Genomic DNA, 20,980 nt, shown 5'->3' with positions numbered 1-20,980 from the left:
CGAGGTGCGCGCCCGGACTGCCCGGACTGGAGGAAGAGGACGATGCCGAGGAAGGGAAGGCGGCGCTTGCGGCGGAGGGGGAACGGTCATCGGGCGCATGCGTGGAGGAGGCCGGCTCCGCGCCCCCGCAGGCTGAGACGAGCCATGTTGCGAGCGCTGCGCCGCGGAGGAGGATCCGCGCTCGTGTGTCCCCGGTCGCCAAAGGCATCGTCCTCGTCCTCGCCATTGCGCGGGAGTGTACGGCGGAGGGGGCGGGGTGCCTGTCAAAACTTCCGGTCTGCGGGCGGTCCGGCTACGATCTGGCGCGTCGTGAGAACTCGGACTGTCGCTCTCGTGGTGGGTCTGTGTGCAGGGCTGGGTGTCGGCATCGGCGCCGGGCTGCACCACGTGCTCCCGCGTTCGTCTCTGGTGCAGGGCCTCTCCATCGGAGAGCGCGTGGTACCGAGCGGTGCCTCGGCTGCGGCCTGGCTGCAGGGACGGCGGGAAGGGGCGCTCGGGCGGAAGGTGTGGCTACGCCGCGAGGGGCGCTGGTTCGGAACCACGCTCGGCGCGCTCGGGATCGGCATCGACGTGGAGGCCACGCTGGAGAGCGCGCGGCAGGTGGGACACGAGGGGCCGCTCCTGCGGCGGGTGAAGCAGGCCGCACGGGCGCGGCGCGGGGCGCTCGACGTGCCGCTCGTGTGGGCGATGGACGAGCAGAAGGCGCGGGCGTTCCTGGAGGCGGAGGTGGCGCCTGCCGTCCACCGCGCGCCCACCGACGCGCGGCTCGACATGGTGCACCGGGTGAAGGTGCCGGACGCGCCAGGCGAGGAGCTGGACGTCGACCGCACGCTCGGGGTGCTCCGCGCCATTGCGCACCAGGACGAGGAGACGGTGGACGTCCTCGTCCGCCACGTGTCGGCGAGGGTGACGCTCACGGACTTGACCCGCGTCGACGTGAGCCAGACCCTCTCGACCTTCGAGACGTCGTTCTCTCTGTGGGGAAGCGGGGCGGGGCGGGCCAAGAACATCGCCCGCGCGGCGTCGCTCCTCGACGGGATGGTGCTCGCCCCGGGCGAGGCCGTCTCCTTCAACGAGCGGGTGGGGCCGAGGACGCCCGAGAACGGGTTCTTCGTGGCGCCCGAGATCCTCGCGGACGAGACGGTCACCGGCTACGGCGGAGGGACGTGCCAGCTCGCGAGCACCCTGCACGCAGCGGCGCTCTTCGGGGCGCTCGACATCCTCGACCGGCAGAGCCACTCGCGGCCGAGCGCGTACACGAAGCTCGGGCTCGACGCGACCGTGGTCTACCCCCGCGTGGATCTGAAGATCAGGAACAGCCTCCCGTTCCCGGTGATGATCCACGCCTTCCTGCCGAAGCCGACGGTGGTCCGGGTGGAGCTGCTCGGCGGCGCCCCCGCGGCCACGGTGGAGTACACCTACGGGGTCGCCAACTCCGAGGACTTCATGCGGAGGATCTACGTGAAGGAGCACTTCCCGCCCGGCAAGCGCCTCCGCCACCAGAAGGGGACGCGCGGCTACGAGGTGACCTCGTTCGTGCGCATCCGCTACAACGACGGCCGCGTGGACGAGCGGCACTACTTCAGCGGCTACCGCCCGGCGCCCGAGGTGTACTGGGTGGCGCCCGGCTACGATCTGTCGGAGCTACCGCCGCTCCCGGAGCACGCGAAGGGTGTGGAGGACATGGCGGCGGCGCGGGAAGCGTCGAGCGACGCCGTCGCGCTGTGATCCCGCGCGAGGCACGCCCCTGCATCGGCTCGGTTGAAACGGCTTGCCTTTTCAAACCGAGCCTGATCTAGGCTCCCAACGCCCCACATGCTGTCGTGCCTGCCGATCAACATCGACGACCTGCTTCACTTCCGCGGTGTCGAGTCGGCCCGCGTCGAGTTCAAGGCATCATGGAACGAGGACCACACCCTCGGCCAGATGCTGGAGACGATCTGCGCCTTCGCCAATGATTTCTACAACGTCAACGGCGGGTACATCGTCCTCGGCGTGGAGGAGCGAGATGGCGTCGCGCTCCTTCCGCCGAAGGGCCTGAACCCGGAGCAGCTCGACAGGATCCAGAAGACCATCCAGGGCAACTGTCAGAGATTGGCGCCTCCATATCAGCCGGTGCTCTCTCCCGAGGTGGTGGATGGAAAGTACATCCTGGTGATCTGGGCGCATGCGAGCGACACGCGTCCGCACCAGGGGCCTTCGTGGCGCCAGCCCAGCGAGCGGGCCTACTTCGTTCGTCTGGGCCCGGAGACGAAGAAGGCCGAGGGCCAGGTGCGCACGGATCTCATCCAGATGGCGGCCAAGGTGCCCTTCGACGTGCGACTCGCAAGGTCGTTCACGGTGGACGATCTGCGCTTCACGCTGGTTCGGGAGTATCTCCGGGACGTGCGTAGCAGACTGCTCGACGGGCAGGACGAGGCCGAGATCTACCGCAGCATGCAGCTCATCGCGCGCGTCAACGGCCACGAGGCGCCCAGGAATGTGGCGCTCCTGTTCTTCACTGATGACCCTGAGGAGAAAGGGTTCCGTGGCGCGCGCATCGAGGTCGTTCACTTTGCCGACGACGCCGGGGGGAGCGTTCTGGAGGAGCGAATCTTCCGTGGCCCACTGAACCGGCAGATCATTGATTGCCTCACCTACCTGCGCAACTTGCTGGTGAGTCAGGTGGAGAAGCACCCCGATCGCGCCGAGGCGTCGGGTTGGGTAAGCTTCCCTTACGAGGCGCTGGAGGAGACCATCGTCAACGCGGTCTACCACCGGAGCTACGAAGGTATGCCGGAACCGACGAAGGTCTATCTGTACCCGGACCGGATGGAGATCACGAGCTACCCGGGTCCCATGCCAGGGCTCACCCTCGAGCACTTCCGGTCGGGTAAGCGCATGCCCCAGGTGCCCGCGCGCAACCGGCGTATAGGCGAGTTTCTGAAGGAACTGAGGCTCGCAGAGGCACGCAGCACAGGAGTGCCGACGGTTTTCCGGAAGATGGCCGAGAATGGCTCGCCAGAACCCGTGTTCGAGTTCGATGCGGAGCGCACCTACTTTGCGGTGACCCTGCCGGCACACCCAGAATACGTGGCACTGAATGCACTGCGGGAAGCAGCGCTTGCGACTGCCAAAGGAGATCGGCAGGGCGCCATCCGGAGGCTCACGGCGGCCCGGAAGGCGGTACCGGCCTCTGGAGCGGTCGCGGCCCAGCTCATCACCGAGCTGTGTCGCGAAGGAGATGTCGACACGGCAGCCTTGGTCTACCGAGATTTCCAAGGACAGCCTGGGAAGCGCCTTGTGGCTCGCGTCGTCGCTGCGCTGGCGAGCGGATACCTGGACGCCGAGCGGCCCGAAGAAGCGGCGAAGATCCTGGGGGGCAGCGCGCCCGCCAAGCATGGACAGGATGCGGTCGAGCTTGCCGTTCTGGCGCGTCGTGCCGGCAGCGAGCAACGTGCTCACCAGCTCTTTGTGGATGCTGGCGACATCGTGCTGGGAGATCCACGTGCGGCGCACGAGTTCGCGCAGACGAAGTTCCGGCTTGCAGGACAGCTCCGAAAGTCACGTCGAGGGCTCGATCACGAAGCACGGCGGCGGTTGCTCCAGGAAGCGGAAGCGCTCCTGCGCCGTGTGCTCCAGATGAATGCGCCGCCCACTCGGCATGCATGGGCCTGGTTCGACCTCGGGAAGGTATTGCGCTGGCTGGGCGCGCCGGAGGGAGAGGCGCGCCGCGCATTCGAGGAGGCAATCCGCCTCCTGCCTGCCGAGCAAAAGTTCCAGAGCGAACTCTCACGCAAGTAGGACCAGAACTGCGGTGGGCGTACGCGGGCAGGCGCGAGACGCGCGCTCAGGTCGGCTCCTGACAGCAGCGGAAGCCGACCTCGTAGAAGCGGAAGAGTGGACCGTGGGACTCGTTGGTCCCGCGGCACCCGGCCCAGGGCTTCGACCAGTAGCCGCCCTTCAGGGACGAGCGGTAGGGCCACTCGGCGCGCGAGGTGGCGACCCACTCCTCCACGTTGCCCACCAGATCGTGGACGCCGAAGGCGCTGACGCACCCGGGGAAACTGCCCAGGGGCTCGCCTTGCCACAACCGCGCAGTCTCGGCGTTGCGCACGGCGGGATCGTTGCTGGCGAGCTTGCGCTCACTCACCGCCTTCCAGGGCTTGGAGACGTTGCACGCCGCGGGGTCTTGCCGGTGGCCGTAGGGGAAGGGTAGGGCGGTCGGACCTTCGCAGGCGAGTTCCCACTCGAACTCGGTGCAGAGCCGCTTGCCGACGCCGGCACAGAGCGCCTCCGCCTCGATGAAGCGGGCCATGACCACGGGCAGCTCCCCCTTCCTGTTGGGCCACTCGTAGCGGTCCATGCACGCGTGAACAGGGGTCTCGCGCATCTCCAGCGCCACGGCGCCGGGGTAGTAGTCCCAGCAGTGATCCTGGCGGAACACGGTGCACAGGCGCTGCACCTGCTCGTGGTGGGTCCCCTGGACCAGCACCATGTCCGCGGGGCAGGTGCCGTGAGGCGCCGAGGGCGGGCCGGAGGGCGTCGGCAAGGGCGCGAGGAGCTGGGCCAGCAGGTCGAGGGGCATCGGCGCGTGGCGCGGTATGGCACGCCTCGCCTGCGATCTCCAAGGGGTTGCGGCGGCGTGGGGCGGGTTGAGGTAGGCTCTGGTGATGAAGCTGGGCTTGCTTGGAGTTGCCCTCGTGACCGCGCTCGGATGGGGGGCTTCGTGTGGCGGAAACGTGGTCGTCGACCCGCTCGGGGAGGGGGGCGCTGGAGCGGGGGGATCCACGACGGTCGGTCCAGTGACCTCGAGCTCCACGAGCGGCGGCACCGATCCCGAGGCGGAGTGCGCGCGGTTCTGCGCGCTCTCGGACGCCTACGGGTGCAGCGACGTGAACTGCATGAGTGGATGCCGCGAGGCCTACGTGGCGGCAGGCAACTGCGCCACCGAGCTGGGTGCGTTCCTCGCCTGCGTGTCCGACAGCCTCGGGCCAGGGTGCGCGCTGGCGGATCCGTGCATCGAACTCATCAACGACTACGACGCCTGCATGTCCAGCGGCGCTGGATGCGACGGAGAGGGATGCTTCGCCGGTGAGAACGGCGACTGCGGCTGCTCGGGCGTCTGCAGTGGGACCGAGGTGGCGACGCAGTGCTCGATGTCGAGTTCGTCCGGGGTCTACGACTGCGTCTGCATCATCGATGGCTCGGTGATCGCCACCTGTCAGGGAACCGGGAATGCCTGTGATCTCAAGGAAAGCTGCTGCTCGGTATACTTCTGACGCGAAGGCTGGAGGCTGACCGCGGCGCGGGCGACGGTTGCCTCGAACGACGCGCTGCGCCTGCGCAACGGACTTCACGGCTGCGAAAGCTCCGCCCGACCCGCCGCCAGAGCGCCTGGGAGCACGTCGAAGCGCGTCGACTTGCGCGACGCGAACGAAGTGGCAGCGGCTGCTCTGTGATCTGGTCACAGAGCCCTCGACCCGTGTACGCTTGGCGACCACCGCGTCCCCGATCCGAGGAATGGCAGCTCCCCCGTCTCCCTTGAGAACTGCCCAGCCTGCGCCGGAACTGGCGGGGGTGGGTCTGCCGCCCAGCACGAGCGAATCTCGGACGCGGCGGGTGGCGCTGCGCCCTGGAGCCGCAGAGGAGCCCATCGTCCCGGCGCCTCCGCGGGCGCCAGAGCCGTCGCTGCTCGACATCGACATCGACATCGAGGAACCGACCGAGGAGCCGGTCGACATCGACGCGCTGTTCGGAAGCGACGATCCGCCTGCCGCGCCCTTGCGCAGCGCGGCAGCGCCACCCCTGAACGCGCTTTCCGCTCCTCCGCTCCCGAAAGGTCCCCCGACGCCCTCGCCGTCGGTGCTGCCGCGTCCTGTGCTCACGGTGGGGAGCCCACCGAAGCCACCTCCGACGTCGGCGTCCCCGCCCAGGGCAGCCGAGAGGCCATCCAAGTCCTCAGCGCCGCCTGCGGGCGCGGTGGAGCGGCCGTCGAAGCCCTCGACGCCGTTCGCGCACGCGGTGGAGCGGCCATCGAGACCCTCGGCGCCGCTGGCGAGTGCGCTGGAGAGGCCCTCTCAACCCTCGGCGCCGCTCGCGGGCGTACTCGCGGGCGTGGTGGAGCGGCCCTCGAAGCCCTCGCAACCTCTCGCAGGCGCGATGGCAGACGCGCCCGCGCTGCCGGTGCACAGAGCAGAGAGGCCCTCCAGACCGTCGGCGCCCCTCGTTCAGGCCGCGCAGATCGCCGCGCTGGACCCCGCCGAAGCTCCTGAGCGCTTCTCGCAGCCGCCTGCTCCCACGAGCGTACCTCCGCTGGGAAATGCGGTGGTCGAGCGGCTCTCGAACCCTGCCCCTGCGCCTGCCGTCGAGGAGCCAGGACCCGGGAGCATCATCTCCGGGCGCTACCGGCTGGAGCAGGTCATCGGGCGCGGCGGCATGGGGGCGGTGTGGCTCGCCCGGGACACGACGCTCGACATCGACGTCGCCCTGAAGCTCATCCGACGCGACCGCACCACCCCCGAGGCCCGGGTACGCCTGCTCCAGGAAGCGCGGGCGGCGGCGCGCATCGGTCACCCCTCGATCGTGCGGGTGTTCGACTTCGGCGAGACGGCGGGGGGCGACCCCTTCATCGTGATGGAGCTCCTGCACGGCGAGTCGCTGAGCAGCGTGCTCGCGCGACGGCAGCGCCTCGCGCCAGCCCTCGCCGTCTCGACCTTGCTGCCGCTCGCCAGCGCCCTCGTGGCAGCGCATGGCAAGGGGATCGTCCACCGCGACCTCAAGCCCGACAACATCCTCCTCGTCAACAACGAGGCCGGGGCGCTGGTCCCCAAGCTGCTCGACTTCGGCATCGCGCGGCTCCTCTCCGCCGATCAGGAGCGCCGCTTCACCCTCTCCGGCGAGGTGCTCGGCAGCCCTGACTACATGTCACCCGAGCAAGCCAAGGGAGAGGACGACGTCGGCGAGGCGACGGACATCTGGGCATTCACCGTGGTCCTCTACGAGGTGCTCACGGGCCGAAGGCCGTTCCAGGGACCGAACTACAACGCGCTCATCCTGGCGATCATCACCCAGGAGCCATTGCCAGTGACCGATCTCGCGGCGGGCGACACCGAGCTGTGGGGCATCCTGCAGCGAGGGCTCCGCAAGCGGGCGGCTGACAGGTGGCAGACGATGCGCGACCTGGGCGCGGCCCTCGGGGCGTGGGCCATCGAGCACGGCGTTCAGGAGGACGTGGCGGGGACCTCGGTCGCGAGCCACTGGCTCGCAGGCGCCCGCCCCCGCACCCTGTCCGTCTACCCCGTGGGCCCCGCGCGTACCTCGGGAGCGCCCGCGCCTGGTGCCGTGAGCCCTGTCTCACTCCCGCCGCTGCGCATGCCCATGGTCGCCGTGGAGACCGTGACCCGGCCGCCCTTCGTGCCCAACCGCCGTCGCTGGGGCGTGGTGGCAGCGTTCGCCGCCCTCGCGGTGATCGGCGTCGTGGCCTTCCTCCTGGTCGGCCCCCGGACCGAGTCCACGGACTCGGCAGGCGCTTCGACCGCGCCTCCAGCCTCCGGGGCCGACCTCGCTGCGAACCCAACCTCTGCCCCTGCGCTCCCTGCTCCGGGCACGGATCTCGCCGCCGGCGCGGCAGCCCTCACGGCCCCTGGGGCGCCCAGTGCGACCACCCCTCCTGGCGACGCTGCACCGAGCGCCGCGGCCCTGGCGCCCGCAGCGCAGGTCACCAGCGCGCCGCCGCCCACCGCACCTCCCCGCATCCAGACGCCCGTGAAGCGTCGCAAGCGCACCGCGCCGCCTGCACCGAAGGACATCAAGTTCTGAAGGCCGGCTCCCAGCGTGCCCTCGATCCACTTCAGCCCTTCTTCACCCACCCGCCGTCCCCCTCTCGCCACGCCTCGCGCCCCGGCCCCTCTGCACCGGTGCCCATCGCGGGATTTCTTGGCCGTCGGCGTCGCCTCTGGCCATCCTCCCCGCATGTACTGCCTCCGGGTCCTGATGATGCTCGCCCCGCTGGCTTCCTCTGGCTGTGCCGCACAACCGTGGTCCCCGGAGCCCGGCTTCGCCATGCACGCCCTCTCGCCGGTGCCCTCCTCGACCGGTGACGCCTCCGGACCGGGCGCACCACCCGCGCTTCCCTGGTCACCGATGCCCACCTCACCTCAGGGAAACAACCCGGCCGCCCACGCCCTTGCCTTCGCGCGCGCTCGCCTCGGCGTCCCTTACTGCCGCGGCGGTACAGGCCCGAACTGCTACGACTGCTCCGGCTTCACCCTCGCCGCCTGGCGCGCCGCTGGCCGCACCATCCCCCGCACCTCGACGCAGCAGGTCTCGGGGTTGCCGCCCGTGGCCATGGACCGCCTTGAGCCCGGCGACATCGTCTGGAAGCCTGGCCATGTCGCGCTCTACCTCGGCGGCGGCAAGGTCATCAACGCCACCAAGCCCGGCGACGTGGTGAAGATCCAGCCCCTCAAGGGCTTCACCCGCGCCGTGCGCCCTTACTAACCCGAGCGCGCCCCCGAGCGCGCCCCCGAGCGCGCCCCCAAGCGCGCCCCCAAGCGCGCCCCCAAGCGCGCGCCCTCACTGACCCGAGCGCGCCCCAGACCGCCCACCCGAGCTTCCCGCCCGCGGCCCCAGATCGAGCGGCAGCGCCTGCTGCCCGCGTCGCACGAAGGTCGTCTTCTCCTCCTCGGCCATGCGCGACTCGTCGAGCCCGAGCTTGCGGCAGTGGATGGTGAAGAGCTGCTGGATCGCCTCCCAGCGCCTCCCTTCCCCCGTCATGCGCGCCCCGAAGGCGGACTCGTTCATCTTGCCCCCCCGCATCTCGCGGATGGCCCGCCGCACCTTCTCGGCCTGCCCTGGCAGCGCCGCTTCGAGCCGCTCGTCGAACACCGGGAGCACCTCGCGCGGGAGCCGCAGCGCCTGCATGAACGCCGACGTGGCGCCTGCCTCGCGGGCCCGGCCGAGCAGCTCCGGGATGTCGGGATCGTTCAGCCCGGGGATCACCGGCGAGATGGAGATCCCCGTGGACACCCCGGCCTCCGACAGCGCGCGCATGGCCTCGAAGCGGAGCGAGGGACGGCTCGCATAAGGCTCGATCTTGCGGGCCATCTCGTCGTCCGCGAACGTCACGCTGAGCACCACCTTCGCGCGCGCCTTGCGTGCCAGCTCGGCGAGCACGTCGACGTCACGCCGCACCAGCGCGCCCTTGGTGATGATCCCGACCGGGTTCCGGTGCTCCAGGCAAACCTCCAGCAGCCCGCGGGTGATGCGGTAGCTCGCCTCCAGTGGCTGGTAGCAATCGACGCTCCCCGAGAGGACCAGGGTGTCACCGCCCCAGCTCGGCCGGGCCAGCTCGCGCCGGAGCACCGCGGCCGCGTTCGTCTTCACCACGATCTTCCGGTCGAAGTCGGTCCCTGCGCCCCAGCCGAGGTACTGGTGGCTCGGCCGCGCGTAGCAGTACGCGCAGGCGTGGAGGCAGCCGCGGTAGGGGTTCACGCTGTAGCGAAAGGGCAGATCGGGGCTGTCGTTCTCGCTGATCAGCGAGCGTGCCTCCTCCTCGAAGACCTGCAGCGTGGCAGCGGGCGGTGGCTCCTCCAGGTAGGTCACGTGGGTCGAGGACCAGGGATTGGGCGGGTTCGACACCGGGCGGGGCACACCCCGAGCTTAGCGCCCACCCCTTCGGCTTGCACACGTGTTCAGGTAGAGGCGCTGCCGACGGGCCTCCCTCCCGCTGCCTGGGCGCTTGACGCTGCCTCCAACCCTCGGGTCTGCTCGGCACATGGTCGACGCCCTGCTGGAGGGACACGCTCAGTTCCTGCGCCGGTACGTGCACGATGAGCGCTCGTTCCTGGAGCGACTCGCCGAGGAGAAGCAGAGCCCCGATGCCATCTTCATCGGCTGCTCCGACTCCCGGGTGATCCCGGAGCTGCTCACCACCTGCATGCCCGGGCAGCTCTTCGTGGTGCGCAACATCGCCAACCTCATCCCCCCTCACGAGCACCCGCACGTCAGCGTGGGTGCCGCCCTGGAGTACGCCGTGGGGCACCTGCACGTACCGCACGCCATCGTGTGCGGCCACTACGGCTGCGGCGGCGTGCGCGCGGTGATGGACAGCATCGACGCGAGCGCAGGTGCCTCGCTCGCGCGGTGGCTGGAAGAGGCACGCGACGCGGTCGACGCCACCCGCGAGCACGCCGCGACGCCTGACGTGTGGTGGCGCAGGGCGGTCGAGGAGAACGTCCTCGTGCAGCTCGAACGCATGACGACCTACCCCGTGGTGGCGAAGGCCCTCGAACGCGGGGAGCTGCAGCTCCACGGCTGGATCTACGACCTGTTCTCCGCGGAGATCCAGGTCTACGACGCGGATCGGGGCACGTTCCTCACCGCCTCCGAGGAGCTCTCCGGGGGCCTCCCCGACGCCACCCCCCCGCGCGTCACTCCTTGAAGGGCAGGTCGACGACGAGCCCGTCCTCGGCCACCTCGCAGGCGTCGATCTCCTCGCGCGCCTGACGCAGCAGCACCTCCGGCTCGTGATCGTAGCGGGTCGACAGGTGGGTGAGCATCAGCCGCCCGACGCCCGCCTCCCGCGCGACCCGCGCCGCCTCCCGCGCCGTCGTGTGCTTCGTGTACTCCGCGCGCTCCTGCTCCGCGTCCCCGAACGTCGCCTCGTGCACCAGCAGATCCGCCCCTTGCGCCGCGGCGATGGTCGCCCCGCACGGCCGCGTATCGCCGGAGATCACCACCCTGCGCCCGGCCCGCGCCGGCCCGACCACCTGCGCCGGGTGCACCACCCGCCCGTCGGCCAGGGTGACCGCATCGCCGCGCTGCAGCTTGCCGAAGAGCGGCCCCTGGGGGACCCCCTGCGCCCGCGCCGCGTTCACGTCGAAGTGCCCAGGCCGCGGATCCTCCACCAGCGCATAGCCGATCGAGCGCACCCGGTGATCGGTCGGGAACGCCTCCACCCGGTACCCATCGCCGGCGAACGCCGTGCCCGAGCTGATCTCGACGACCTCCACCGCGAGCCCCAGCTCCTCCACGCCGAGGTGGATCACCTGCGGCAGGAACGACGCCGCGGGCGGCGGCCCGTAAAGCCGCAGCGGCTCCGTGCGCCCCATCATGGAGAGCGTCCGCAGGAACCCGATGATCCCCAGGTAGTGATCGGCGTGGAAGTGCGTGAAGAACACCGCATCCAGCGCGAACCCCGTCCCGTACCGGATCATCTGCCGCTGCGTACCTTCGCCGCAGTCGAACAGCATCGAGGCCCCCTCGCGCCGCACGAAGAGCCCCGACAGGTTGCGGCGCGCCGTGGGGGCGGCGGCCGAGGTCCCCAGGAAGGTCAGCCGGAGGCTCACGGGGGCGGCTCGGCGTCGGGCTGCGGCGTGGGCACGGCCCGGGGCGTACGCATGTGAAAGGGCTCCGGCGCGCTCTGCAACCGCACCCGGGTCGGGCTCGTCGCCGTCACGTCACCCGTGTACGCGGTCACGTCCACGCGTCGCCCGTCCTCCTGCGCGTGGAGCACCGCCGTCACCTTGTACATCCCCTGGCGGTTGAACGCGCCCTTCGGACACATCTCCCCGAGCAGCACCCGGAAGGTCTGCGTCCCGCCCGCCTTGAGCTGCCGGAACATGTCCCGCGGCACCCCGCCGGTCGCCGGCGACGCCGGGCAGATCGCCAGCCCATCGGGCCCCTCCACCCGGAACTCCAGCATGCGCGGGAGCAGCGCCACGGTCATCGCCCGCTTGCCAGCGTTCTTCGCGGTCACCGAGATCGCCACCCGGTTCGGCGCGCTCGCATCCGCCCACGCATCCGCCGTGAGCTCCAGCCGTGGCGCGTTTGCGTCCACGATCGGCGGCGGCTCTGGCTTGGCCGGAGGGACCGGCTTCCCAGCACCCGTCGCCCCACCCTCGGCGGCGCTGCCCCCGGCCCCTGCCTTGTCTGCGGCTGCCTTGTCCGCGCCAGCCTTGTCTGCGGCTGCCTTGTCCGCGCCCGCCGGCTTCTCCGTGATCGCCGCCTTGCTCCCGGCCCCCGCCTTGTCCGTGCCCGCCGCGGGCCTCTGCAGCGCCGCAGGCTTGTCGGCCGTCGCGGGCTTGTCGGCCGTCGTGGGCTTGCTCGGCGCCACATCCCCCGCATTGGCCGGAGGGATGGCCACCGCAAGCTCGGTGGCCGTCGCGGGCTTGTCCGCGGGCCTGCCCTCGCCCGCCCCGGCCTGGCCAGCCGCGGCAGCCCCACCTGCCGCCGACGCCGCCCCGCCCTCTGCCTCGTCGCCCTCCGCAGGCTCTTTCTCCTGCGCCGGGGGCGCGTTGTACCCGAGGAGCATCGTCGGCGCGCGCAGCCCCCGTGCCGGCGCGAACCCGTACGGATCGTCGGTCGACTCCACCATGAACGGCGGCTCCGGCCTGGTGCGCGCCCCGGCCTTCGGCGCGCTCCAGCCCATCCACCCGCGCACCACCGCCCCGCCCGTCAGCGCCTCCGCGTCCTTGCCGAAGCAGTAGAGGTACGGATCGATGTGCTCGATGTACGAGTGCCCCGGCGGCAGCAGCAGCGCCTGCCGCTCCGGGAACGACGCTGGCCGCATCGCCGCTGGCGCCGCGCAGCGCACCTTCTTCTTCTTCACCCGGCCGCGCGCGTCCACGTCCGTCAGCTCGATCTCCAGCTCCAGCGCGCGCTCGTCGGCGGCGATGCGCATCGGCCGCTCCCCCTCGTTGTCCACCCGCAACGTCCAGGGACCGCTCGCCGATGGCGCCACGATCCAGAGCCGCGCGGGCGCCTCGGGCAGCTCGGGAGCCTTCTCCTTTGCCGCCGCCCCCGCCTTGCCCGCACCCGTCGCGCCAGCCGTCGCGCTGCCCGTCGACGCCGCGGCCGCCGTCTGCGCAAAAGCAGCCCCTGACGACAGGCCGATCCCTGCCAGCCCGAGACACCACGGAAGGAAGCGCATGTGCATGGATACCTTGCTCTTCAGCCGACGTTTCCGGAGGTTTCCGAAGGTTTTCGAACGCTTCTGCCCACGCTTCCGCTTTCTTTCCGGGGGAGTCAACCGTAGCTTTGCGCCTTGACAGCGGCCGGGGCGGCAGCTCCTGGGGATGTGCCCCTCCGCCCCCGCGGCCTTGCCACGGCCGCCGCGCATCCTCCACATCCTCCACATTCAGGCGCGCGCGCCCTCGAAATGCCAGGTTCCCGTCATGCGAGGCCTCTACGCCATCATCGACACGGACGCGCTCGCGCGCCGTGGCATCGACCCCATCCTCTTCGCCGACGCCGTGCTCTTGGCGCGCCCGGCCGCCATCCAGCTCCGCGACAAGCACGGCAGCGCGCGCCGCATGCTCGACCTCCTGCGCGCCCTCGTCCCCCGCGCCGCGGCCGCCAACGTCCCCCTCTTCGCCAACGACCGCCCTGATCTCGCCCTCCTCGCCGGCTGCGAGGGCATCCACGTCGGCCAGGACGATCTCCCCGTCACCGCCGTCCGCGCCCTCGCCGAGCGCGCCGGCGCCCGCGTCCGCATCGGCCTCTCCACCCACGACCTCACCCAGCTCGACCCGGCACTCGCCGAGCCCATCGACTACGTCGCCATCGGCCCCATCTTCCCCACCGTGAACAAGGAGCAAGCCGACCCCGCCATTGGCCTTCCTGCGCTCACCGACCTCGTCGCCCGCGTCGCCGCCGTGCGCCCTGGCCTCCCCATCGTGGCCATCGGCGGCATCACCCTGGAGACCGCCCCTCACCTCGGCGCCCTCGGCGTTTGCGCGGCCGTCATCGGCGCCCTCCTGCCCCCCGAAGGCGCCTCCTCCTCGGATCCCAACGGCCCCGACGCCCTCGCCGCCGTGACGGCCAGGGCCCTCGCCCTGCACACGGCCCTCCTCCAGGCCAAGGCCCCCGGGTGAGCCTCCTCCTCATCGCGGCCCTCACCGCAGCCGTCGCAGCCTCTGCGGGCTACGCCGCCGCGCGCCGCCGCCTCTCGGAGGACCCGTACGGCCTCGACGACCCCCCGGAGCCCGAGCTTGTGCTCAATCCTGACCCCTTCGAGGGCCTCCCCCTGCGCCTCGGCGACGTCGTGCAAGCCGACCGCGAGGAGCGCTGGCTCGCCGGCGTGATCCTCGCCCGCGACCGCCGCGACGTCATTGCGGCCATCTTCATCGCCCCCGAGGGCACCGCCCTGCATGCCGTCGCCGCCTTCGCGCCCCCAAGCAAGGACCTCTACTGGATGACGCCTGTCACCGTGGACATCCCCTTCGAACCCCCCGCCACCCTGGAGATCGGCCGCGTCGCCATGCAGCGCCGCAGCCGTGTCCCCGTCGCCCTCGAAGGCAGGGGCCAGGGCGTGCTCGATCTCGCCTCCGAGGGCATCCTCGCCCTCTACGACGGAGGCGCCGGCAACGTCGCCCTCGTGCTCGGGACCGGGGGCCGGTCACTCGCGTGGACCGGCCACCGCCTGGAGCCCGGCTCCTACGATCGACTCGGCCACGGCGGCGACGGCCACTGACCTCTGCGCCCCGCGCGCTCCCTCTCGCCGCCCCGCGCTCTTCTTCGTCTCGGCTTCAGCGCCCCGTCGCCTCCGCCCACGCCGCCCCTGCATCGATCCCGTGCTCCCCGAAGCGCGGCACGTAATCCCGCGTGATCGTCCGCTCCAGGATCTGCCCGTAGCGTGCCCACGGCATCAGCCCCCACGCCCGATCCTCCTCCGGCAGCGTCGCCTTCGCCTCCGCGCCTGGCGGCATGTACCCCCGCCGCACCCGCGCCAGCATCCGCGGCAGCTCTCGCACCACCAGCGCGCGCACCGCGCCCCCGCTCGGCGACTCCAGCATGTACCGCAAGAGCGCCCAGCCGAAGTCCCGGTGCCGCACCTCGTCCCGCAGCACCCTGTCGAGCGCCCGCCGCGCCACCGGCACCGTGCACCCCTCGCGCAGCACCTTGAACAGCGGCACCGCCACCGTCTCCCCCAGGCAGAACACCTCCACCCCCGTCCGCGCCACCGACAGCTCCAGCGCCTCACCTGCTGGCGCCCGCAGCCCCAGCGTCTCCCGCGCCAGCGGTGGCGGCACCTGCCCCCCCGCCGCCACGAACGTCCGGTGGCTCAACTGCGCGTGCGTCAGCTCGTCCTTCACGATCCGCAGCCCGTCATCGATCAGATCCGGCGACGCCCCGATCTGGATCAACCACAGCGTCAGGTGCTGCGTGATCGCCGCCGACCTGTACTCCGCCTCGATCCGCCGCCCCCACTCCGCCCGCACCCCATCACTCGCCGGCACGCGTCGCGCGCGCGGCACGGCCTTGCCCTGCACCTTCTCCGTGTCCTTCGTGCCGGCGCGCCGCGTGGGGGAGGGAGCCACATCCGCCATGCCCCCACCCTACCACGCCCTCCGCCCCTCCTCGCTCCGCGCCCCTTCACCCTCCACGCCCCTCTCCCGGACACGCCCCCCTGCGAACCCGTGTATCGTCGCGCCAGCGCCGAGGCCGTCGACCGGCGCGCGGACGTGCCGGCCCCGGGCCAGCACACGGAGGTGCCGTGCGAATCCTCTTCACCGCGGCCATCGCCCTCGGGGCCGCGCTGCTCTTCTGCGTGCAGCCGATGCTGGGCAAGGCCCTCCTCCCGCTCCTTGGAGGTGCGGCCCAGGTGTGGGTCACCTGCATGCTCTTCTTCCAGGCGGCCCTCCTCGCCGGCTACGCCTACGCCCACCTCGCCACGGCCCGCCTCGACATCCGCCGCCACGCCCCCCTGCACCTCGTCCTCGCGCTCCTCCCCTTCATCCTCGTCGCCCCTGGCTCCCGCCTCGGCCTCCCCTTCTCCCTCCCCCTCGATCGAGCCCCCGAAGGCGACCCCACCCTCGGCGTGCTCCTCCTCCTCGCCACCACCGCTGGCCTCCCCTTCTTCATCGTCGGCGCCACCAGTCCCCTCCTCCAGCGCTGGTTCTCCGGCACCGACGACCCCGCCGCCCGCGACCCCTACTTTCTCTACAGCGCCAGCAACCTCGGCAGCCTCGCTGCCCTCCTCGGCTACCCCCTCCTCCTCGAACCCCGCCTCGGCCTCGCCGCCCAGTCCCGCGGCTGGGCCTGGGGTTACGCCCTCTTCGTCGCCCTCCTCGCCGCCTGCGCCCTCCTCGCTGCCCGCCGACGCAGCGCCGCGTCCCTCGTCCCTGCTCCGGAAGCGCTGGCCCCCGCAGCCCCCACCGACGCCCCTGCCGATGCACCGCCCGCAGCCCCTGCCGCTTCTTCTCTGACCGCGCCGCTCTCTCCTGCGCCCACCCTGATCACCTCCCGCCGCTACCTCCGCTGGATCGCGCTCGCCTTCGTCCCTTCGAGCCACCTGCTCGGCGTCACCGCCTACCTCACCGCAGACATCGCGCCCGTCCCGCTCCTCTGGGTCCTCCCCCTCGCGCTCTACCTCGTCTCGTTCATCCTCGTCTTCGCGCGCCGCCCCCTCCTCCCTCACGCCTGGATGGTCCGCCTTCTCCCCCTCGGCGCCGCGGCCTCCCTCCTCACGCTCCTCGCCGAGGCCTCCAACCCCGCCGCGCTCCTGCTTCCGATGCACCTCATCACGTTCTTCGCGGGCGCGATGGTCTGCCACGGCGAGCTTGCGCGCGACCGCCCCGAGCGCCGCCACCTCACCGCCTTCTACCTGTGCCTCAGCGTCGGCGGCGCCCTCGGTGGCCTCTTCAACGCCGTCTTCGCCCCCCTCTTCTTCACGAGCCTCGTCGAGTACCCGCTCGCCATCCTCCTCGCCTGCCTCTGCCGCCCCGCCCCTCCGCGCGCGCCCGCCGAGACAGCCTCATCGACCCTCTCGCCCGAGACCTCACCCCGCCCCTCCGCCCCCCCAGATATCTCCGCCGCCGCGTCCCCAAAACCCTCCGCCCTCCACGACTGGCGCCCCGACCTCCGCTTCGCCGCGCGCGCCTTCCTCCTCACCGTCGCCCTCATCCTCGGCGTCCGTTACCTCGGCAGACCTCACGATCGCGTCACCGTCGCCATCGTCTACTGCCTCCCCCTCCTCCTCGTGTACCGCACCCTCCACCAGCCGCGCCGCTTCGCCCTCTCCCTCGCCGGCATCGCCCTCGCCAGCGCCTTCCACCCTGGCGGCCACGGCACCGACCTCTACCGAGAGCGCACCTTCTTCGGCATCGTCCGCGTCACCCAGGACACCCGCGGCTTCCACCGCCTCGTGCATGGCCGCACCATGCACGGCATCCAGAACCCTGCCCGCCGCACCGAGCCGCTCGCGTATTACACCCGCTCAAGCCCCATCGGCCGCGCCTTCACCCACCTCGATCGCGCCGCCGCCCTCGACGCCACCATCGGCGTCGTCGGCCTCGGCTCTGGCGCCCTCGCCGCCTACGCCCGCCCTGGCCAGCAGTGGACCTTCTACGAGCTCGACCCTGCCATGGTCCGCATCGCCCGCGACGACCGCTACTTCACCTTCCTGAGCGACGCCTTCCCTGGCGGCCACGGCCTCCACACCGTCCTCGGCGACGCCCGCCTCCGCCTCGCCGAGGCCCCTGACGGCCACTTCGACCTCCTCGTCCTCGACGCCTTCAGCTCCGACGCCATCCCTGTCCACCTCCTCACCCGCGAAGCCCTCGCCCTCTACCAACGAAAGCTCGCCCCCCACGGCGTCATCGCCTTCCACCTCTCCAACCGCTTCCTCGACCTCTTCGCCGTCCTCGCCGCCCTCGTCCCCGACGCCGGCCTCACCGCCTGCGCCTTCCAGGACTTCCCCTCCACCGAGGAAGAACTCGCCGGCAAGACCCCCTCGCAGTGGGCCATGGTCGCGCGCCACCGCGACGACCTCGAAGAGCTGCCAGCCGACCCCGAAGCCATCACCCTCAAGCCCCGCCCCGGCGTCGCCATCTGGACCGACGAATTCTCTGACCTGCTCGCGATCCTGCGCCGGTAATACGGAAAGCAGACACATCGCAGCTCCGCATTGTGCCTACCACCCATGTCCGTTCTGGCATCCTTCAGCCCACGTTCCGCTGGCCACGCCCGAAAATCGCGCGCTACGCTGGATGCATGGCCCCTGCGGGTAAAGTGCAGCGCAACACGGCACCATCCAGGTAACTCCAGAGCCAGACCCTGGATTTGCTCGCGTTGAGCGACGATCCGCGCAAAGCACTCAGCGCTGCGCTGCGGGCGTTCGTTCCCAGCTCGCCAGCCGGAATCGCAGAAGATGAAGCCGCAGAGATCGCGGCTGCCGCAGGCGTGGACGCGCACATCGTTGCCTCTGCAATCCCGCTGCTCGGCTACCTGGGTCAGAGCGGAGCTGAAGGCCGTCAAGCTCTCAAGGACGTACTTTCGCAAGTGCAATCATCGGAGTCGCTGGACACGCTGTTCGACGTGTTCGAGCCCGCTGCTGCAACCATGGTGCAGCGGTTCGAGCGTCTCCAGGATATCGCGCGCGCCATGCCGATGTTGCGTGACGTCACAGTCAACTGCGACCTGCGATGCATTGCCCTGGGGACAGGAGGCGCCGAGATCGCGACAACGCCGGTTGCCATCATCCGCATCGAGCTCGATGAAGAAGACGTCCCGGTGTTCCAGTGTGGCATCGAAGGACTGAGACGTTTGATCAAGCGCCTCGAAGTCGCTGCGGGCACGCTCGAGCAGCTTTCAGCCATGTCCTTCCAGCCTCATGCAGCCGCGTCGGGTAGTGCCGGCACGAAACCTCTACCTCCTGATCGTGCCGATCTTTCCTCCAGCAGAGGTGCGCGTTGATCTCTCCTCGCCCTGAACCCAGCACGGACGACGAGGAGTCTTCGCAAGTTGCGCTCGACTGGCCTGGCAACACGCCAGCGCGTGGAACACGCCGTGAGCGGAGCGAGCGAAGAAGCAAGAAAGGCAATCGCACCGTGCTTCAGGTAGTGACCAGTACTGCCACCGAGAACGCGATCGCGGTTGAAGCCGCCGAGGTCATCCCGGCCTCCAGCCCCATTGCGCTCGTCAGCCGGAACCCCGTACCCCGCAGCGAGATCCGGGCTCTGCTGGACAGGGTGGCTGGTGCACGGCGTGAGGTTGACCTCAGCGAACTCGTGGACGAGCTGGTGAGGCTTGCTACCGCCAGTGCCGCGGAGCGGACCGCGCTCGATGTCTGGATCAAGTCCGAAGGGGAGAGGTGGCGTCGTGAGCATCGACCTGCGCTGGCAGCCGTGGTCGAGGCCGCAGTCAGCCTTTCTCTGCCAGCCACGGAGCGTCTCGTCGCAGCCATCCTGGAGGACGCAGAGAGTGACCCGACCGTCGCCTCCGTGGCGGCACAACGGGTGCGTCTGGTTCCCCTTGCTCAGGACAGCCATCGTACCGCCCTGGGTCACGCCCTGCTGCGGTGGATCGAGCGCTGGGAGTCGGTTGAAGCGACGCAGGGCAACGCGACTCTCGCCCTGCCTTCGGTCCCATGGCTGCTCGGCATGCAGTCTCTGGATGGGCTCACAGACCGTATTCAGAACAGCATCCCCGTCATTGCCTGGGCCAGCGCTCTCGGTCTCGTCGACTGGCTTCGTGCACCCAAGGTGGTGCTACCCCCGGATGCTGCCACGCGTCTCACCGACGTGGTTCTCAAGCGGATCGAACGTGAGGTCACGTCGGGGCGACGCGCCGAACGGCCCGACCTCGTGGCGATGCTGGTCCGTCTTGCTGGTCTGGTGACTCCGGGGACGCTCCTCGATCGCACTGCCGCCCTCCTTGCACGGAGCTTTGCCGCGCCCCGAGGTCTTGAAGACGCTGCGGCTGTGCACGCTGGTCGTGTGCTCACGGAGCGCCTGAAGAAGGACGCTACGCGCGCGCTGCTCAGCGCGTTCGCGGCAACTCCGGACGTGCAGGCGCGCTACATGACGCTGCTTTTGACCATGCGAGGCCGTCTCTGATGGTCTGCATCTCCGTGGATGAGGAAGTTGGCGGGCTCTTGTATCCGGGCGACGTGGTCTTCGACTGGGATCCTGACGATCCCGAATACCCACTTCACGCGGGCATCTATGTCGGTACTGAGGGACCTCGTGTTCCTGATCGAGCGCCTCTACGTCGATGTGACTCGCCTGCGGCCCGCCGCGGAGCCATCCACGCCCGAGTGGGACAGGCTGAGGCGCGTAAAGTGGCGATCAAAACGGCAGATGGACGACCTTCATGGCGAGCAGGTTCTCATGGCAGGAACCTGCTCGCAGTTTGTCGAATACATCTACGAGAAGGCCGACCTCGATCTGGTGGACCAGGACAGAACCTTCAACCCACAAGATTCTGAGCGCATCTACCCCTCGACCCAGCTCCGCGCCTTCCACCTCGACAGCTACCCCCTCGTCGAGAAACCTTGGCGCGAGGCCCTCTCCCGCTACCCCGCGTGCCTCGGGTCGCTCCCCCCGTCTCCCTGACCGCCCCTACTTCGACCCCTTCCGGATCGGCAGCGTCATCTGGCGCAGCTCCGCCCCATCCACCTCGCTCACCACCACCGTCAGCTCTTTCCCCGCGTCCCCTTCCTTCATCGTCGCGTAGCCCCACGTCCGCCACTGCCACGCCGCCCCCACCTTCAGCGTCAGCTCCGTCCGCGTCTTCCCCCCAACGTCGAACGTCACCCGCACCTCGCGCTCCTCCCCCGTCCGGTTGCGCAGCGCCAGGTGCGCGTACACCCGCTCCCCCTCCTTCGCCGCATCGAGCTTGTCCGCGGGCTCCTTGTCCTTCACCTCCGATGTCAGCGTCATCTTCAGCAGCTCGATCTGCCCGGCCCCCTCCGCCTCTGCCTTGGCTTGCGCCTGCGCCTGCGCGCTCCCCCCGGGCGTAGCGCTCCCCGCGCCTGCCTCCCGCGGCAACCCCGCCCCGCCCGGCGCCGCATCGCTCACCCCCCCATCGCTCACCCCCCCATCGCCCACGCCCCCCTTGCCGCCCCCCGGCGTGCACCCCGCGAGCACCCCCGCCGCGAGCACCATCCACACCCGCATCATCACCCCTCGCATTTCCCCTCTCCTGATTCGCGCCTGGTCCTTGGTGTGACGATCTGCAAGCAAACGGGGGTAGCGACCATCGGGAGCGTAGGGGC

Annotated in this window: 18 protein-coding genes; 12 read left to right on the top strand and 6 right to left on the bottom strand. The window is 70.6% G+C overall.

Annotated elements, in window-relative coordinates:
• Nucleotides 1–309: 309 nt before the first annotated feature.
• Nucleotides 310–1,728 carry a VanW family protein gene (locus tag CAP_RS02075; RefSeq protein WP_197040959.1) on the top strand — a complete coding sequence of 473 codons (1,419 nt, stop codon included), beginning with the start codon at nt 310–312 and terminating at the stop codon, nt 1,726–1,728.
• Nucleotides 1,729–1,815: 87 nt separating this feature from the next.
• Nucleotides 1,816–3,783, top strand: a complete 1,968-nt coding sequence (locus CAP_RS43535; RefSeq protein ID WP_052373966.1) for an RNA-binding domain-containing protein — start codon at nt 1,816–1,818, stop codon at nt 3,781–3,783.
• A gap of 46 nt (nt 3,784–3,829) precedes the next feature.
• Here CAP_RS43535 and CAP_RS02065 read toward each other — a convergent pair whose 3' ends face one another.
• The gene (locus CAP_RS02065) at nt 3,830–4,567 is read right to left on the bottom strand and encodes a formylglycine-generating enzyme family protein (protein ID WP_044235464.1); all 738 of its coding nucleotides are present in this window, start codon (nt 4,565–4,567) and stop codon (nt 3,830–3,832) included.
• Nucleotides 4,568–4,652: 85 nt separating this feature from the next.
• On the opposite strand from CAP_RS02065, the gene CAP_RS02060 reads away from it, so the two are divergent.
• From CAP_RS02060 to CAP_RS02050, 3 genes are all read left to right on the top strand, one after another.
• Complete coding sequence (locus CAP_RS02060; protein ID WP_156040415.1) at nt 4,653–5,261, top strand: hypothetical protein; 609 nt, start codon at nt 4,653–4,655, stop codon at nt 5,259–5,261.
• Between the two features lie 298 nt (nt 5,262–5,559).
• On the top strand, nt 5,560–7,800 hold the full coding sequence (locus CAP_RS43530) for a serine/threonine-protein kinase (RefSeq protein WP_197040957.1): 2,241 nt from the start codon (nt 5,560–5,562) through the stop codon (nt 7,798–7,800).
• A 324-nt stretch (nt 7,801–8,124) separates the two neighbouring features.
• Complete coding sequence (locus CAP_RS02050) at nt 8,125–8,481, top strand: C40 family peptidase (protein ID WP_052373964.1); 357 nt, start codon at nt 8,125–8,127, stop codon at nt 8,479–8,481.
• A 75-nt stretch (nt 8,482–8,556) separates the two neighbouring features.
• Here the strand turns inward: CAP_RS02050 and CAP_RS02045 are convergent, their stop codons facing one another.
• Nucleotides 8,557–9,633, bottom strand: coding sequence for a PA0069 family radical SAM protein (locus tag CAP_RS02045; protein WP_044235461.1), 1,077 nt, complete (start codon nt 9,631–9,633; stop codon nt 8,557–8,559).
• 124 nt (nt 9,634–9,757) lie between these two features.
• Between CAP_RS02045 and CAP_RS02040 the strand changes: the two genes are divergently transcribed.
• The gene (locus CAP_RS02040; protein WP_044235460.1) at nt 9,758–10,423 is read left to right on the top strand and encodes a carbonic anhydrase; all 666 of its coding nucleotides are present in this window, start codon (nt 9,758–9,760) and stop codon (nt 10,421–10,423) included.
• Here CAP_RS02040 and rnz read toward each other — a convergent pair.
• Entirely contained in the window at nt 10,413–11,330 is a 918-nt protein-coding gene (rnz, locus tag CAP_RS02035; RefSeq protein WP_044235458.1) for a ribonuclease Z, read from the bottom strand. The two genes, CAP_RS02040 and rnz, sit on opposite strands and share 11 nt — an antisense overlap.
• Nucleotides 11,327–12,919 (bottom strand): hypothetical protein, encoded by a 1,593-nt coding sequence (locus tag CAP_RS43525; RefSeq protein ID WP_052373963.1) that lies wholly within the window; start codon nt 12,917–12,919, stop codon nt 11,327–11,329. Before CAP_RS43525 ends, rnz begins: the two co-directional genes overlap by 4 nt.
• A 238-nt stretch (nt 12,920–13,157) precedes the next feature.
• On the opposite strand from CAP_RS43525, the gene CAP_RS02025 reads away from it, so the two are divergent.
• Nucleotides 13,158–13,856, top strand: coding sequence for a thiamine phosphate synthase (locus CAP_RS02025; RefSeq protein WP_044235456.1), 699 nt, complete (start codon nt 13,158–13,160; stop codon nt 13,854–13,856).
• Nucleotides 13,853–14,455, top strand: coding sequence for a hypothetical protein (locus CAP_RS02020; protein ID WP_044235454.1), 603 nt, complete (start codon nt 13,853–13,855; stop codon nt 14,453–14,455). Before CAP_RS02025 ends, CAP_RS02020 begins: the two co-directional genes overlap by 4 nt.
• Nucleotides 14,456–14,510: 55 nt before the next feature.
• On the opposite strand, the gene CAP_RS02015 is transcribed toward CAP_RS02020, so the two are convergent.
• A complete protein-coding gene (locus CAP_RS02015) occupies nt 14,511–15,311 on the bottom strand; it encodes a ferritin-like domain-containing protein (protein WP_231511029.1) in 801 nt (266 codons plus the stop codon).
• Nucleotides 15,312–15,478: 167 nt separating this feature from the next.
• Here CAP_RS02015 and CAP_RS02010 point away from each other — a divergent pair, with 167 nt between their 5' ends.
• From CAP_RS02010 to CAP_RS53240, 4 genes are all read left to right on the top strand, one after another.
• A complete protein-coding gene (locus tag CAP_RS02010) occupies nt 15,479–17,860 on the top strand; it encodes a fused MFS/spermidine synthase (protein ID WP_044235452.1) in 2,382 nt (793 codons plus the stop codon).
• 194 nt (nt 17,861–18,054) lie between these two features.
• Complete coding sequence (locus CAP_RS02005) at nt 18,055–18,678, top strand: hypothetical protein (RefSeq protein WP_044235450.1); 624 nt, start codon at nt 18,055–18,057, stop codon at nt 18,676–18,678.
• 134 nt (nt 18,679–18,812) lie between these two features.
• Nucleotides 18,813–19,820, top strand: a complete 1,008-nt coding sequence (locus tag CAP_RS02000; RefSeq protein ID WP_044235448.1) for a hypothetical protein — start codon at nt 18,813–18,815, stop codon at nt 19,818–19,820.
• A 273-nt stretch (nt 19,821–20,093) separates the two neighbouring features.
• Nucleotides 20,094–20,318: a hypothetical protein gene (locus tag CAP_RS53240; protein ID WP_156040411.1), complete on the top strand. Its 225-nt coding sequence runs from the start codon at nt 20,094–20,096 to the stop codon at nt 20,316–20,318.
• Between the two features lie 6 nt (nt 20,319–20,324).
• On the opposite strand, the gene CAP_RS01990 is transcribed toward CAP_RS53240, so the two are convergent.
• Nucleotides 20,325–20,897, bottom strand: a complete 573-nt coding sequence (locus tag CAP_RS01990; protein WP_044235443.1) for a hypothetical protein — start codon at nt 20,895–20,897, stop codon at nt 20,325–20,327.
• Nucleotides 20,898–20,980 lie beyond the last annotated feature (83 nt).

The organism is Chondromyces apiculatus DSM 436 (assembly GCF_000601485.1).
Taxonomy (GTDB): Bacteria; Myxococcota_A; Polyangia; order Polyangiales; family Polyangiaceae; genus Chondromyces; species Chondromyces apiculatus.
Note: the sequence above shows the minus strand (reverse complement) of the source record. Positions and strands in the feature narration are given on the sequence as shown.

Bases quoted from the DNA above. Each gene is read 5' to 3' on its own strand.
- CAP_RS43535 (WP_052373966.1), top strand. From the start codon at position 1,816: ATGCTGTCGTGCCTGCCGATCAACATCGACGACCTGCTTCACTTCCGC.
- CAP_RS02065 (WP_044235464.1), bottom strand. From the start codon at position 4,567: ATGCCCCTCGACCTGCTGGCCCAGCTCCTCGCGCCCTTGCCGACGCCC.
- CAP_RS02060 (WP_156040415.1), top strand. From the start codon at position 4,653: ATGAAGCTGGGCTTGCTTGGAGTTGCCCTCGTGACCGCGCTCGGATGG.
- CAP_RS02050 (WP_052373964.1), top strand. From the start codon at position 8,125: ATGCCCACCTCACCTCAGGGAAACAACCCGGCCGCCCACGCCCTTGCC.
- CAP_RS02040 (WP_044235460.1), top strand. From the start codon at position 9,758: ATGGTCGACGCCCTGCTGGAGGGACACGCTCAGTTCCTGCGCCGGTAC.
- CAP_RS43525 (WP_052373963.1), bottom strand. From the start codon at position 12,919: ATGCACATGCGCTTCCTTCCGTGGTGTCTCGGGCTGGCAGGGATCGGC.
- CAP_RS02025 (WP_044235456.1), top strand. From the start codon at position 13,158: ATGCGAGGCCTCTACGCCATCATCGACACGGACGCGCTCGCGCGCCGT.
- CAP_RS02015 (WP_231511029.1), bottom strand. From the start codon at position 15,311: ATGGCGGATGTGGCTCCCTCCCCCACGCGGCGCGCCGGCACGAAGGAC.
- CAP_RS53240 (WP_156040411.1), top strand. From the start codon at position 20,094: ATGGCAGGAACCTGCTCGCAGTTTGTCGAATACATCTACGAGAAGGCC.
- CAP_RS01990 (WP_044235443.1), bottom strand. From the start codon at position 20,897: ATGCGAGGGGTGATGATGCGGGTGTGGATGGTGCTCGCGGCGGGGGTG.